The organism is Variovorax sp. FG153, from assembly GCF_057809595.1.
Genome location: NZ_JBMDKG010000026.1, coordinates 79346 through 92933 on the forward strand (window position 1 = coordinate 79346; position 13588 = coordinate 92933).

Here is a 13588-nt window from a genome sequence, read left to right on the forward strand (position 1 = left end):
GTCTTCTGCAGTCGGGGTCAGAAGACACTCAAAAAACGTCTTGATCTGGCATTTCCCTCGACCTCCTGGTCTTCGGGAAAGCCGGCATCGAGCCGACTTTTGAGTGCGCTCTGAAAGCGGCAAAGGCTGGAGGGCCTTTTCAGGCACCTCCAGCCCTCGAGGGGGACCGAATTACTTCAGTTCCACCTTGGCGCCGGCTTCTTCCAGCTTCTTCTTGGCAGCGTCGGCGTCAGCCTTCGACAGGCCTTCCTTGACGGCCTTGGGAGCGGCTTCCACCAGGTCCTTGGCTTCCTTGAGGCCCAGGCCGGTGATTTCGCGCACGGCCTTGATGACCGACACCTTGTTCGCGCCGACGTCAGCCAGCACGACGTTGAATTCGGTCTTCTCTTCGACCGCAGCAGCGGCGGCACCGCCACCACCGGCAGCCGGAGCAGCCATTGCAGCGGCGCTCACGCCGAACTTCTCTTCGATGGCCTTGACCAGGTCGTTGAGCTCGAGGACCGTCATGCTGTCCAGCGCGGTCAGAAATGCGTCTTTATCGAATGCCATTTTGGTTTCCTAACAATTGGGTTGAATTTTTCAAACGCAAGGCTTGGCGATCAAGCCGCTTGCGCTTCTGCCGGTGCATCGGCGGGTGCAGCTTCGCCACCACCGCGCTTCTCGGCCAGCGCCGCGAGCACGCGGGCGGTACGAGAGATCGGCGATTGCATCAAGCCCAGCAGTTGCGCCAGCAGCACTTCCTTGGAAGGGATGTTGGCCAGTTGCTTCACGCCGTCGACGTCCAGGGCCTTGCCACCGAATGCGCCACCGCGAATCACCAGCTTGTCGTTGGTTTTCGCGAAATCGGCCACCACCTTCGCGGCGGCCACGGCGTCTTCGGAGAAGCCATAGATCAGCGGACCGGTCATCTGGTCGCCGACGATCTCAAACGCGCTGCCAGCCACAGCACGGCGGGCCAGGGTGTTCTTCAGAACACTCAGGCTCACACCCTTGCTGCGAGCTTCGCTGCGCAGTTTGGTCATGTCGGCCACCGTGATGCCACGGTATTCCGCCATCACGAGCGTTTGAGCTTTTGCGGCGAGGCTGGTCACTTCATTGATGACCGCTTCTTTCTCACTGCGATTCAGACTCAAGGTCTACTCCTTTTCAATGCGGTCTTCGGCTGTTTCATGAACCTCGGACCGCGCCTCATGCAGCGACCAACTGTTCGGAACCCATTCGTCGGAAAACTCGAATTCCTTGCAGCGGGATCGCCATCTGCGCTGGCTGCCCGGCGGGGGCCGGGCGATTAAGTGCAGGCGACCTGCACACCAGCGGTCTTGGATGGCCCGCGGCAACCGAAGCCGCCGCGACCCACCACATTCGCCCTGCCCCGTTCCTTGCGGAACCGGAGCCGGGCCAATCTACTTTTTGCCTTCGCTCCTGCCTGGGATCAGGCAGCGGCGATGGTCTGCGTGTCCACGCGGACACCCACGCCCATCGTCGACGACACGGCCACCTTGCGCAGGTAGACACCCTTGCTCGAGGCCGGCTTGGCCTTGACCAGGGCATCGATCAGCGCGGCGAGGTTGCCTTGCAGCTTGTCGCTGTCGAACGAACGGCGACCGATCGTGCCGTGCACGATACCGGCCTTGTCGACGCGGAACTGCACCTGGCCGGCCTTGGCGTTCTTCACGGCGGTCGCGACGTCGGGCGTCACGGTGCCGACCTTCGGGTTCGGCATCAGGCCGCGCGGGCCGAGGATCTGGCCGAGCGTACCGACCACGCGCATCGCGTCGGGAGCGGCGATCACGACGTCGAAGGGCATGTCGCCCGCCTTGACCATGGCAGCCAGGTCGTCCATGCCGACGATGTCGGCGCCGGCGGCCTTGGCTTCTTCAGCCTTGGCGCCTTGGGCGAACACGGCCACGCGCTTGGTCTTGCCGGTGCCGTTGGGCAGCACGACGGCGCCACGCACAACCTGGTCCGACTTCTTCGCGTCGATGCCGAGCTGCACGGCCACGTCGATCGATTCGTCGAACTTGGCGGTGGCGGCTTCCTTGACGATGGTGATCGCGTCAGTCAGCGGGTACAGCTTGGTGCTGTCGACCTTGCCTTCGAGCGACTTCTGCTTCTTGGTGATCTTGGCCATTTACACGCCCTCCACATTCACGCCCATGGAACGGGCCGTACCAGCGATGGTGCGAACCGCGGCGTCCATGTCGGCAGCGGTCAGGTCCTTCATCTTGGTCTTTGCGATCTCTTCGAGCTGGGCGCGCGTGATCTTGCCGACCTTCTCGGTGTTCGGGCGCTTGGAGCCCTTGTCGAGCTTGATGGCCTTCTTGATCAGCACGCCAGCGGGCGGCGACTTGATGATGAAGGTGAAGCTCTTGTCGGCGAAAGCGGTGATGACCACCGGCAGCGCCAGACCCGGCTCGTAGCTCTGCGTCTGGGCGTTGAACGCCTTGCAGAACTCCATGATGTTCAGACCGCGCTGACCGAGTGCGGGACCGATCGGCGGGGACGGGTTGGCCTTACCAGCTGGCACTTGCAGCTTGATGAAGCCGACGATTTTTTTCGCCATGCTTTGCTCCTTGCGGGTGATATCGCCGAGGCCTGTGGCCTGGGCTCCCCGGGGTGAACGACTCTTCGATCAAGGCCGCGCGCCGAGTCGGATAGCGCGCTGCCGGAATATGGCCCGATCCGAAGACCGGGCGGGCATCAGGTCTTTTCGACCTGGCTGAATTCGAGTTCCACCGGGGTGGCGCGGCCGAAGATCATGACCGAGACGCGCACCTTGCTCTTCTCGTAGTTGACTTCCTCGACCGAGCCGTTGAAGTCGGTGAACGGACCTTCCTTGACGCGCACGAGTTCGCCCACGGTGAACTCGACCTTGTGGCGCGGCTTCTCGGTGCCCTGCTGCATCTGGCTGACGATGTCCTCGACCTCTTTCTGCGAGATCGGGGCCGGACGGTTCTTGGCGCCGCCCACGAAGCCCGTCACCTTGTTGGTGTGCTTCACCAGGTGCCAGCTCTCGTCGTCCATGATCATTTCGACCAGCACGTAGCCCGGGAAGAAGCGGCGCTCGGTGGTGCGCTTCTGGCCGTTCTTGATCTCGACCACTTCCTCGGTCGGAACCAGGATGCGGCCGAACTTGTCCTGCATGCCGGCGCGGTTGATGCGCTCGGTGATGTTCCGCTCGACGGCCTTCTCCATGCCCGAATAGGCATGCACCACATACCAACGCAGATCGGGATTGGCAGCAGGCGCAAGGACGGAGGCGTTTTCCTCCGGCGGCGTGGTTTCAACAGCGTCGTCGGTCATTGGTTCTTACTTTTTCCAGCCCAGGATGAGGTCAAAAAACACCCATTCGAGCGTTTTGTCGGTGAGCCAGAGGAAGACGGACATGATCGCCACGAAGGCGAACACATAAGCCGTCATCTGCATCGCTTCCTTGCGGGTCGGCCAGACGACCTTCTTGACCTCGCGCCACGAATCGCGGCCGAAGGCCCAGAGCTGACGGCCGTTCTCGGAACTGCCGAAGGTCGCCACGGCGGCGGCCAGGCCCACGAGCAGCGCGGCCCACTGCACCAGCGAGCCCTGGCGCGCCAGCAGGTAGAACGCCACGATGGCGCCCACGGCCAGCAGCGCCGCCACGGCCAGCTTGGCCTTGTCGGCACCGGTGCTCACGGTTTCGATTTGAGAAGTGGCCATGTTCGGCTGATTTCCTGCGGCCCTTCGGCCTCAATTCATGTCGCCGCGTTGAGACGGCGAAGCCCGTCGGGTCTCGACGGGCTTTTTTGCCTTCCCGCCGGAGGCCGGCGGGTCGTTTTCGGAGGCCACCCTAGGTGGCAGGGGCAGTAGGAATCGAACCTACAACCTTCGGTTTTGGAGACCGACGCTCTGCCAATTGAGCTATACCCCTCCGCTACTCTTGCCCGACTTAGATGTCGAGGATCTTGGCCACGACGCCCGAACCCACGGTACGGCCGCCTTCGCGGATGGCGAAGCGCAGGCCTTCTTCCATCGCGATCGGGTTGATCAGCTTCACGGTGATGCTGACGTTGTCGCCAGGCATGACCATTTCCTTGTCCTTCGGCAGCTCGATCGCGCCGGTCACGTCCGTCGTGCGGAAGTAGAACTGCGGACGGTAGTTGTTGAAGAACGGCGTGTGACGGCCGCCTTCGTCCTTCGACAGCACGTACACCTCGGCGGTGAAGTGCGTGTGCGGCTTGATCGAACCGGGCTTGCACAGCACCTGGCCGCGCTCGACTTCTTCGCGCTTCGTGCCGCGCAGCAGCACGCCCACGTTGTCGCCGGCTTGACCCTGGTCCAGCAGCTTGCGGAACATTTCCACGCCGGTGCAGGTGGTCTTGACCGTCGGGCGGATGCCCACGATTTCGATTTCTTCACCGACCTTGATCACGCCGCGCTCGACGGCGCCGGTCACCACCGTGCCGCGACCCGAGATCGAGAACACGTCTTCCACGGGCATCAGGAACGTGCCGTCCACGGCGCGCTCGGGCGTCGGGATGTACGTGTCCAGCGCTTCGGCCAGCTTCATGATCGCGCCTTCGCCGAGCTCGCCCTTGTCGCCTTCCAGGGCCAGCTTCGCCGAGCCGTGGATGATCGGGGTGTCGTCGCCGGGGAATTCGTACTTGTCGAGGAGTTCGCGAACTTCCATCTCGACCAGCTCGAGCAGTTCCTTGTCGTCGACCATGTCGCACTTGTTCAGGAACACGATGATGTAGCCCACACCCACCTGGCGAGCCAGCAGGATGTGCTCGCGCGTCTGGGGCATCGGGCCGTCGGCGGCCGAGCACACCAGGATCGCGCCGTCCATCTGGGCGGCGCCGGTGATCATGTTCTTCACGTAGTCGGCGTGGCCGGGGCAGTCGACGTGTGCATAGTGGCGATTGGCCGTTTCGTACTCGACGTGCGCGGTGTTGATCGTGATGCCGCGGGCCTTTTCTTCGGGCGCAGCGTCGATCTGGTCGTAGGCCTTCGCTTCGCCGCCGAACTTCGACGACAGCACCGTCGCGATCGCGGCCGTCAGCGTCGTCTTGCCATGGTCAACGTGACCGATCGTGCCCACGTTCACGTGCGGCTTCGTGCGGGTGAATTTACCTTTTGCCATTTTTCGACTCCGAAAAAAACGATATCAACGTACGCAGATAAGGTCGCAACGCTGCTCTTGCAACCCCTGGGAAAAACTGGTGCCCTTTGCGGGAATCGGACCCGCGACCTCTCCCTTACCAAGGGAGTGCTCTACCACTGAGCCAAAAGGGCATTTGCCATAACCTGCATCAAACTCGGTCTCTGGAGCGGGAGACGGGAATCGAACCCGCGTCATCAGCTTGGAAGGCTGGGGTTCTACCATTGAACTACTCCCGCATCGGGGGCACTTCAAGGCACCCAAAGCGCTAGATCCAATCGCTCTTAGAAACCAAATTCATCGCTGGTGGAGAGGGCTGGATTCGAACCAGCGTACTCGTTAGAGGGCAGATTTACAGTCTGCTGCCATTAACCACTCGGCCACCTCTCCGGCGAACCTCGAAATATAGCACGGTTTTGTGACTATGCAGAAACCCGAGCACCGAAAGGAGCGAAGGAAACCGTTCGAGGAATGAACTGCGGGCGATTATCCGCGAATTTTCAGGCCCCCTTCTGGTGCGCCTCGCGCCAGGCGCGCGCTTCGCCGAAATGTCCGCATCCGATGAACGGAACGGGCGGGCGCAAGGCCGAGAGCGGCGACGGATGATTCGACATCAGCACCTTATGGCGGCCAACGTCGATCAACGCACGCTTACTCTGAGCGTGCGAGCCCCATAGCATGAAAACAACAGGCTTCGGGCCGTCGGAGACATGGCGGATCACGGCGTCCGTCAGCACCTCCCAGCCGCGCCCCGAATGGCTGGCCGGCTGGGCCTCCTCGACCGTGAGGCAGGTGTTGAGCAGCAGCACGCCATGCGTCGCCCACTTCACCAGGCTGCCGCCCGGGTTCGGGAACGGCGGCGGCGGCGTGCCGAGGTCGCGCTGAAGCTCCTTGAAGATGTTGCGCAACGAGGGTGGCAGCGCCACGCCGGGCGCCACGGAGAAGGCCAGCCCCTCGGCCTGGCCGCGCCCGTGGTACGGGTCCTGCCCCAGGATCACGACACGCACGTCCTCGGGCGGCGTGAGCTCCAGCGCGCGCAGCGGCTGCGGCGGGAAGATCACGGTGCCCGCGTCGAGACGCTCGCGCAGGAAGGCCTGCAGCTTCTGCCCCACGGCACCGCCGAAGAAGCCATCGACCAGCGGCTGCCAGCCCGGCGCCACCGGCCAGTCGGCGGGATCGCTGCTCGACAGCTGATCCGCGCGGCTCATTTGAACAACGCCGCGAGGGCCTCGCCAGGCTCCTCGGCACGCATGAAGGCCTCGCCGACCAGGAAGGCATGCACGCCCGCGGCGCGCAGCGTGGCGACGTCCTCGCGCGTGGCGATGCCCGATTCGGTCACCGCGAGGCGCTCCTTCGGCAGGCCCGGCAGCAGGCCGATGGTGGCCTGGATCGAGACCTCGAAATTGCGCAGGTTGCGGTTGTTCACGCCCACCAGCGGGGTCTTGAGGCGCAGCGCGCGCTCGAGCTCGGCCGCGTCGTGCACCTCGACCAGCACAGCCATGCCCAGCCCGTGCGCGATGGCCTCGAAATCCTTCATCTGCGCGTCGTCGAGGCAGGCGGCGATCAGCAGGATCGCATCGGCGCCGATCGCGCGCGATTCGTACACCTGGTAGGCATCGACGATGAAGTCCTTGCGCAACACCGGCAGCTCGCACGAGGCGCGCGCCTGCTTCAGGTAGTCGATGCCGCCCTGGAAGAACTGCTTGTCGGTCAGCACCGAGAGGCAGGCCGCGCTGATCTTGCCGTCGCCTTCGGCATAGCTCTGCGCGATGTCGGCCGGAATGAAATCGGCGCGCAGCACGCCCTTGCTCGGGCTGGCCTTCTTGACTTCGGCGATCACGGCGGCCTGGCCGGCCGCGATCCTGGCGCGCAGCGCGCCTTCGAAATCGCGCGTCAGCACGCGGCTTTCGGCGTCGAAGCGAACCGCCTCCAGCGGGCTGCGCTGCTTCGCGGCGGCCACCTCCTGGTGCTTGACGGCGACGATCTTGTCGAGGATGTCGGACATGGCTTCTCTCTTGCTCCTGCTGGATTCCTGGCTCAGACCGACGTGGTGACCCGCACCAGTTCGGCGAGCTTCGCCTTGGCCGCGCCCGAGGCGATGGCCTCGCGCGAACGCGTCACGCCCGCCGCCACCGAGTCGACCACGTTGGCCGCGTACAGCGCCGCGCCGGCGTTGAGCAGCACGATGTCGAGCGCCGGGCCGGCCTGATTGTCGAGCACGCCGAGCAGCATCGCCTTCGACTGCTCGGGCGTCTCCACGCGCAGCGCGCGGTTGCTCGACATCTGGAAGCCGAAGTCCTCGGGGTGCAGCTCGTACTCGCTGATCTCGCCGTTCTTGAGCTCGCCCACCATCGTGGCCGCGCCCAGCGAGATCTCGTCCATGCCGTCGCGGCCGTAGACCACCATCGCATGCTCGGTGCCCAGGCGCTGCAGCGCGCGCACCTGGATGCCCACCAGGTCGGGATGGAACACGCCCATCAGGATGTTGGGGGCGCCGGCCGGGTTGGTCAGCGGGCCCAGGATGTTGAAGATGGTCTTGATGCCGAGTTCCTTGCGCACCGGCGCCACGTTCTTCATGGCCGGATGGTGGTTCGGCGCGAACATGAAACCGATGCCCGACTGCTCGATCGAGCGCGCGATCTGCTCGGGCTTGAGGTTGATGTTCACGCCCAGCGACTCCAGCACGTCGGCGCTGCCCGACTTGCTCGACACGCTGCGCCCGCCATGCTTGCTGACCTTGGCGCCGGCCGCGGCCGCGACGAACATCGAGCAGGTCGAGATGTTGAAGGTGTGCGAACCGTCGCCACCGGTGCCCACGATGTCGACCAGGTTCGTGCTGTCGGACACCGGCACCTTGGTCGACACCTCGCGCATCACCTGTGCGGCGGCGGTGATCTCGCCGATGGTCTCCTTCTTCACGCGCAGCCCGGTGATCAGCGCGGCCATCATCACGGGCGAGCACTCGCCGCTCATGATGAGCCGCACGATGTGCAGCATCTCGTCGTGGAAGACCTCGCGGTGCTCGATGGTGCGCTGCAGCGCTTCCTGGGGGGTGATCATGGAAAGTCTCCTCGGGATTGAATCAGCGGCCGATGCGCGCCGCGGGGGCGTCGGTGAACGCGAGCTTGAGGCCGAAGCCGATGAAAAGAACGCCGGCGGCGCGGTCGAGCCAGTGCATGCCCTTCTGCACGGCACCGCGGCGCGCCATCCAGCCCGCCGCCAGCGCCCAGCCCACGTTGACGGGGATCGCGTTGAGGTTGAACAGCACGCCGAGCAGCACGAAATACAGCGCCTTGTTTTCCGCCCCGGGCGCGATGAACTGCGGCACGAAGGCCAGGAAGAACAGCGCCACCTTGGGGTTGAGCACATTGGTCCAGAAGCCGCCGAGGAAGATCGCCTTGAGGCTGCGCGCCCCGGTGGCCGCCGCGGCCTGCGCCAGGTCGGTCGGCGGCGCGGCGCGCGACAGCAGCATGCGCACGCCCAGGTACAGCAGGTAGGCCGCGCCGATGTACTTGAGCACCGCGAAGGCCGCGGCCGAGGTCGCCATCAGCGTGCCGACGCCAATGGCCGCCGCGAAGATGTGGACGAAGCAGCCGGCGGTGATGCCGAGCCCGGCGACGGTGCCGGCGCGCACGCCCGAGCGCAGCGAGTTGGTGACCACGTAGAGCACGTCGGGCCCCGGCGTCAGGTTCAGCAGCCAGCCGGCGGCGATGAAGGCCAGCAGATGGGGAAGATCGGGCATGGCGTTCTCCTCTCCTCGAACGACGGATCAGGCGGCGAAGTAGGCCCGGATCGCGGCCACCGCGCGGTCGACACCGGCGGCATCGACATCGAGGTGCGTCACGAAGCGCAGCCGGTACAGGCCCGTGGCCAGGATGCCCTGGCGCTCGAGGCTCTCGATCAGCCCCGCCGAGCGCGCCCTGGCCTCGCCCTCGAGGTCGACGAAGACGATGTTGGTGTGCGGCATCTCGAGCTTCAGCCCCTCGATGCCCGCGAGCCCCTGCGCGAGGCGCAGCGCCAGCGCATGGTCGTCGGCCAGCCGGTCGACGTGGTGCTCGAGCGCGTGCGCGGCCGCGGCCGCGAGCAGCCCGGCCTGGCGCATGCCGCCGCCCGCCATCTTGCGGATGCGGTGGGCGCGCGCGATGAAGTCGCGCGAACCGACCAGCGCCGAGCCGATCGGCGCGCCCAGGCCCTTGCTGAAGCACACCGACACGCTGTCGAAGCATTGCGCGATGCGGCGCGCCTCGGCGCGCACGTCGGTGCTTCCGTTCTTCGCCGCCTGCGCGGTCGCCGCGTTGAAGAGCCGCGCGCCGTCCAGGTGTCGCTGCAACCCGTGGCGCGCGGCGAGTTCGGTCGCCGCCTGCACGTAGTCGAAGGGCAGCAGCTTGCCGCCCAGCGTGTTCTCGAGCGCCAGCAGCCGGGTGCGCGCGAAGTGCGCGTCGTCGGGCTTGATCGCCGCCTCGATCTGCGCGAGCGGCAACGTGCCGTCGGCCGCGTGGTCCAGCGGCTGCGGCTGCACGCTGCCGAACACCGCCGCGCCGCCGCCTTCCCAGCGGTAGCAGTGCGCCATCTGGCCGACGATGTATTCGTCGCCACGGCCGCAGTGCGAAAGGATCGCGCTGAGATTGCTCTGCGTGCCGGTCGGCACGAACAGCGCCGCCTCGAAGCCCAGCAGCGCCGCGATCTTCTCCTGCAGCGCGTTCACGCTCGGATCGGTGCCGAAGACGTCGTCGCCCAGCGGCGCCGCCATCATGGCCTCGCGCATCGCCGGCGTGGGTTGGGTGACGGTGTCGCTGCGAAGGTCGACGATGGCGCTGCGGTCGGTCATGGCTTCAGTCCAGGAAGTTCTTGAGCATGGCGTGGCCGTGCTCGGTGAGTATCGATTCGGGGTGGAACTGCACGCCTTCGATGCGCACGTCGTGCGCGTACCCGGTGTGCCGCACCCCCATGATCTCGCCGTCGTCGGTCCAGGCCGTGACGGCCAGCGCCTCGGGGCAGCTCGCGCGCTCGATCGACAGCGAGTGGTAGCGGTTGACGACGAAGGTCTTCGGCAGCCCCGCGAACACGCCCTCCTGCGTGGTCGTGATCTCGCTGGTCTTGCCGTGCATGAGCTGCTGCGCGCGCACGATCCTGCCGCCGAAGGCCGCGCCGATGGCCTGGTGGCCGAGGCACACGCCGAGAATGGGCAGCTTGCCCGCGAAGGCCTCGATGGCCGCCACCGACACGCCCGCTTCCGCCGGCGAGCACGGCCCGGGCGACACCACCAGCCGCGTCACGCCCGAGGCGATCAGCTCGCCGATCTGCGCGACCGTGATCTCGTCGTTGCGATGCACCTGCACGTCGGCACCCAGCTCGCCGAAGTACTGGACGATGTTGTAGGTGAAGCTGTCGTAGTTGTCGATCATGAGGAGCTTCATGACTGGCCTTTCGAATACGGACTTCCGGACGCAGAGGACGCGAAGGATTCGCGAAGGACGCGAAAGGAATTCAAGGAAAAATGAAAAAGGAAGTTGAGAGCGCCACTCATAGCTTGTTCACCATTCTCTGAATGCCCTTGACGACGGGGAACGCATGGAAGTTGATCAGCAGCCCCAGCTTCAATCCCGACAAGCGCAGGTAGGACAGCAGTTGGGCGCGATGCAGGTCTGCCAGGACATCGATGGCCTTGAGCTCCACGATCACGGAGTCCTCGACCACGAAATCTGCGCGATACGCAACGCCCACGTTGCGGCCCTTGTAGTACGCGGTGATGGGCACCTCGCGCTCGAACCGAAGCTCTCGCTCGTTCAACTCGACCGCCAGTGCCGCGGCGTAGGCGCTCTCAAGCAAGCCCACACCCAGCACCCGTTGCACCTCGACCGCCGCCCCGATGATGTCGTGCGAGAAGTCATCCGCAAAACTCTTGTCTTCCTTTTGCGTCCTTCGCGAATCCTTCGCGTCCTCTGCGTCCGGCTGCCCGTATTCGGAATTCATTCCAACCCCTCCTCAACAAGCTCCGCCGCCCGCAGCAGCGCGCGCGCCTTGGCCTCGGTCTCCTTCCACTCGAGCTCGGGCACCGAATCGGCCACCACGCCGGCCGCGGCCTGCACGTGCAGCACCTGGTCCTTCACGATGCCGGTGCGGATCGCGATCGCGACGTCCATGTCGCCCGCGTAGCTGATGTAGCCGCAGGCGCCGCCGTACAGGCCGCGCTTGGTGGGCTCGAGCTGGTCGATCAGCTCCATCGCATGCACCTTGGGCGCGCCAGTCAGCGTGCCGGCCGGGAAGGTGGCCTTGAGCACGTCGATGGCGGTCATGCCGTCCTTCAGCGTGCCCTCGACGTTGCTCACGATGTGCATCACGTGGCTGTAGCGCTCCACCGCGAAGGCTTCCGTCACCTTCACCGTGCCGGTCTTGGCGATGCGGCCGATGTCGTTGCGCGCGAGGTCGATCAGCATCACGTGCTCGGCGCGTTCCTTCGGGTCGTTGATCAGTTCGACCTCGGCCGCCTTGTCGAGCTCGATCGAGGCACCGCGCGGGCGCGTGCCGGCCAGCGGGCGGATGGTGATCTTCTGCTCGCCCTCGCCGGTGTGCTCCTGGCGCACCAGGATCTCGGGCGACGCGCCCACCACGTGGAAGTCGCCCAGGTGGTAGTAGTACATGTAGGGCGAGGGATTGAGCGAGCGCAGCGCGCGGTACAGCGACAGCGGCGACTCGGTGTAGCGCTTGCTGATGCGCTGGCCCACCTGCACCTGCATGAAGTCGCCGGCGGCGATCATCTCCTTGGCGCGTTCCACCGCCGCGAGGTAGTCGGCCTTGGCGAAGCTGCGCTCGGCCGGATGCGGCTGCGTGGGCTTCACGATCGGCGCGCTCACCGAGTACTTGAGCTTCTCCTTGAGCTCGCGCAGCCGGCGCTTGGCGTTGGCATAGGCCTCGGGCTGCTTGGGATCGGCATAGACGATCAGGTAGAGCTTGCCCGAGAGGTTGTCGATGACCGCCAGTTCCTCGCACTGCAGCAGCAGGATGTCGGGGCAGCCCAGCGTGTCGGGCGGGCAGCTCTGCTCGAGCTTGCGCTCGATGTGGCGCACGGTGTCGTAGCCGAAATAGCCCGCCAGGCCGCCGCAGAAGCGCGGCAGCCCGGGCCGCAGCGCGACCTTGAAGCGCTTCTGGTACTGCGCCACGAAGTCGAGCGGATTGCCCGCGGCGGTCTCGACCACCTGGCCGTCGGTCACGACTTCGGTGACGGCCTCGGCACCGAAGCCGCTGGCACGCAGCAGGGTGCGCGCCGGCAGGCCGATGAAGCTGTAGCGGCCGAAGCGCTCGCCGCCCACGACCGATTCGAGCAGGAAGCTGTGCTTGCCGCCGCCCTGCGAATGGGCCAGCTTGAGATACAGGGACAGGGGGGTTTCGAGGTCGGCAAAGGCCTCGGCCATCAGCGGGATGCGGTTGTAGCCCTGGGCGCTGAGGCTCTTGAATTCGAGTTCGGTGATCACGTGTCGTTCTCCGGAAAGCCGGCCCGGCGCGCTTTCATCGGCCGGGAGCGGTCTCATTCACAAACAGAGGAGGTGGTTCGGCGTCGATGCGTCCGGAACCGCGGGCGCACGGCGTGCGCCGTGCAATCAAACAGGCAGCGTCGATGGCGTACGCCAGGGCCAGGCTCCCCGGCTGCCTTCACCTGTTTGATGGATGTGATGAACGAACATGAGGGCCGGAGTTTAGCCCACGAAAACGACAGCACGCGCAAGGCCGGGCTTCAGGGTTCCCCCGAAGCCGAAGCGATAAAACGAAAAGATACATTCGCACGACCGTTCGCAAATTCCAGAGGAGGCCGCCTTGTCCGCACGCTCGACCGCACTTCCGCTCGTGTCACGACCGCTCGCGCGCCTGTGCCTGCTGGCCGGTCTCGCCGCGGCGCTGGCCATCGCCTCTCCGGCGCGCGCCGCCCCGGTCGATGTCGCGGGCGTCAAGCTCGAGGACAGCCTCGATCTGCGCGGCACGCCGCTGCAGCTCAATGGCGCTGGCGTGCGCTACAAGGCCATCCTCAAGGTCTACACGGCCGGCCTCTACATGGGCCGCAAGGCCTCGACCCCCGAGGAAGCGCTGGCCGTGCCCGGCCCGAAGCGCGTGGCGATCACCATGCTGCGCGACATCGACGCCAACGAACTCGGCAAGCTCTTCATCAAGGGCGTGGAGGACAACTCGCCCAAGAGCGAGATGGGCCAGCTGATCCCCGGCCTCTTGCGCATGGGCCAGATGTTCGCCGACCAGAAGCAGCTCAAGGCCGGCGACACCTTCACCATCGACTGGCTGCCCGGCACCGGCACGCTGATCACGGTGCGCGGCGTGCCGCAGCCCGATCCCGTGAAGGAGCCCGCTTTCTTCAACGCGCTGCTGCGCATCTGGCTCGGCCCGAGCCCGGCCGACTGGAAGCTCAAGGAGGCGCTGCTCGGCAAGCCGTCCTGAGCGGCGGTCGAA

16 protein-coding genes and 4 tRNA genes are annotated in these 13588 nt (G+C 65.6%); 1 reads left to right on the top strand and 19 read right to left on the bottom strand.

Annotation, left to right across the window (positions count from 1 at the left end; translation table 11 throughout):
• Positions 1–171 precede the first annotated feature (171 nt).
• From rplL to trpE, 19 genes are all read right to left on the bottom strand, one after another.
• Positions 172–549: a 50S ribosomal protein L7/L12 gene (rplL, locus tag ACODT0_RS25230; protein ID WP_057596628.1), complete on the bottom strand. Its 378-nt coding sequence runs from the start codon at positions 547–549 to the stop codon at positions 172–174.
• A 50-nt stretch (positions 550–599) separates the two neighbouring features.
• Positions 600–1133, bottom strand: coding sequence for a 50S ribosomal protein L10 (gene rplJ / locus ACODT0_RS25235; protein ID WP_057596629.1), 534 nt, complete (start codon positions 1131–1133; stop codon positions 600–602).
• Positions 1134–1432: 299 nt separating this feature from the next.
• Positions 1433–2131 (bottom strand): 50S ribosomal protein L1, encoded by a 699-nt coding sequence (gene rplA / locus ACODT0_RS25240; protein WP_057596630.1) that lies wholly within the window; start codon positions 2129–2131, stop codon positions 1433–1435.
• Positions 2132–2563 (bottom strand): 50S ribosomal protein L11, encoded by a 432-nt coding sequence (gene rplK / locus ACODT0_RS25245; RefSeq protein WP_479671539.1) that lies wholly within the window; start codon positions 2561–2563, stop codon positions 2132–2134.
• 137 nt (positions 2564–2700) lie between these two features.
• Entirely contained in the window at positions 2701–3303 is a 603-nt protein-coding gene (gene nusG, locus ACODT0_RS25250) for a transcription termination/antitermination protein NusG (RefSeq protein ID WP_064262260.1), read from the bottom strand.
• 6 nt (positions 3304–3309) lie between these two features.
• Positions 3310–3693 carry a preprotein translocase subunit SecE gene (secE, locus tag ACODT0_RS25255; protein ID WP_057596631.1) on the bottom strand — a complete coding sequence of 128 codons (384 nt, stop codon included), beginning with the start codon at positions 3691–3693 and terminating at the stop codon, positions 3310–3312.
• A gap of 135 nt (positions 3694–3828) precedes the next feature.
• Positions 3829–3904: transfer RNA gene (locus ACODT0_RS25260), tRNA-Trp, on the bottom strand.
• An 18-nt stretch (positions 3905–3922) separates the two neighbouring features.
• A complete protein-coding gene (gene tuf / locus ACODT0_RS25265; RefSeq protein ID WP_093356177.1) occupies positions 3923–5116 on the bottom strand; it encodes an elongation factor Tu in 1194 nt (397 codons plus the stop codon).
• A 77-nt stretch (positions 5117–5193) separates the two neighbouring features.
• A tRNA-Thr gene (locus ACODT0_RS25270) sits at positions 5194–5268 on the bottom strand.
• A 31-nt stretch (positions 5269–5299) separates the two neighbouring features.
• Positions 5300–5373, bottom strand: a tRNA-Gly gene (locus tag ACODT0_RS25275).
• A gap of 65 nt (positions 5374–5438) precedes the next feature.
• Positions 5439–5524, bottom strand: a tRNA-Tyr gene (locus tag ACODT0_RS25280).
• A 110-nt stretch (positions 5525–5634) separates the two neighbouring features.
• Positions 5635–6342, bottom strand: a complete 708-nt coding sequence (locus ACODT0_RS25285; RefSeq protein ID WP_057597588.1) for a uracil-DNA glycosylase — start codon at positions 6340–6342, stop codon at positions 5635–5637.
• Positions 6339–7139 carry an indole-3-glycerol phosphate synthase TrpC gene (gene trpC / locus ACODT0_RS25290; RefSeq protein ID WP_057597585.1) on the bottom strand — a complete coding sequence of 267 codons (801 nt, stop codon included), beginning with the start codon at positions 7137–7139 and terminating at the stop codon, positions 6339–6341. The genes ACODT0_RS25285 and trpC overlap by 4 nt, the downstream gene beginning before the upstream one ends.
• Before the next feature lie 32 nt (positions 7140–7171).
• Positions 7172–8194 (bottom strand): anthranilate phosphoribosyltransferase, encoded by a 1023-nt coding sequence (gene trpD, locus ACODT0_RS25295; RefSeq protein WP_261217018.1) that lies wholly within the window; start codon positions 8192–8194, stop codon positions 7172–7174.
• A gap of 22 nt (positions 8195–8216) precedes the next feature.
• Entirely contained in the window at positions 8217–8876 is a 660-nt protein-coding gene (locus tag ACODT0_RS25300; RefSeq protein WP_489042583.1) for a LysE family translocator, read from the bottom strand.
• Positions 8877–8903: 27 nt separating this feature from the next.
• Entirely contained in the window at positions 8904–9962 is a 1059-nt protein-coding gene (ltaE, locus tag ACODT0_RS25305; protein ID WP_296725665.1) for a low-specificity L-threonine aldolase, read from the bottom strand.
• Positions 9963–9966: 4 nt separating this feature from the next.
• Complete coding sequence (locus ACODT0_RS25310; protein WP_057597579.1) at positions 9967–10551, bottom strand: anthranilate synthase component II; 585 nt, start codon at positions 10549–10551, stop codon at positions 9967–9969.
• Between the two features lie 106 nt (positions 10552–10657).
• Positions 10658–11107 carry a GxxExxY protein gene (locus ACODT0_RS25315; RefSeq protein WP_082322075.1) on the bottom strand — a complete coding sequence of 150 codons (450 nt, stop codon included), beginning with the start codon at positions 11105–11107 and terminating at the stop codon, positions 10658–10660.
• The gene (gene trpE, locus ACODT0_RS25320) at positions 11104–12606 is read right to left on the bottom strand and encodes an anthranilate synthase component I (protein ID WP_057597578.1); all 1503 of its coding nucleotides are present in this window, start codon (positions 12604–12606) and stop codon (positions 11104–11106) included. Before trpE ends, ACODT0_RS25315 begins: the two co-directional genes overlap by 4 nt.
• 370 nt (positions 12607–12976) lie before the next feature.
• On the opposite strand from trpE, the gene ACODT0_RS25325 reads away from it, so the two are divergent.
• Positions 12977–13576 (top strand): chalcone isomerase family protein, encoded by a 600-nt coding sequence (locus ACODT0_RS25325; protein WP_489042584.1) that lies wholly within the window; start codon positions 12977–12979, stop codon positions 13574–13576.
• Positions 13577–13588: the final 12 nt, after the last annotated feature.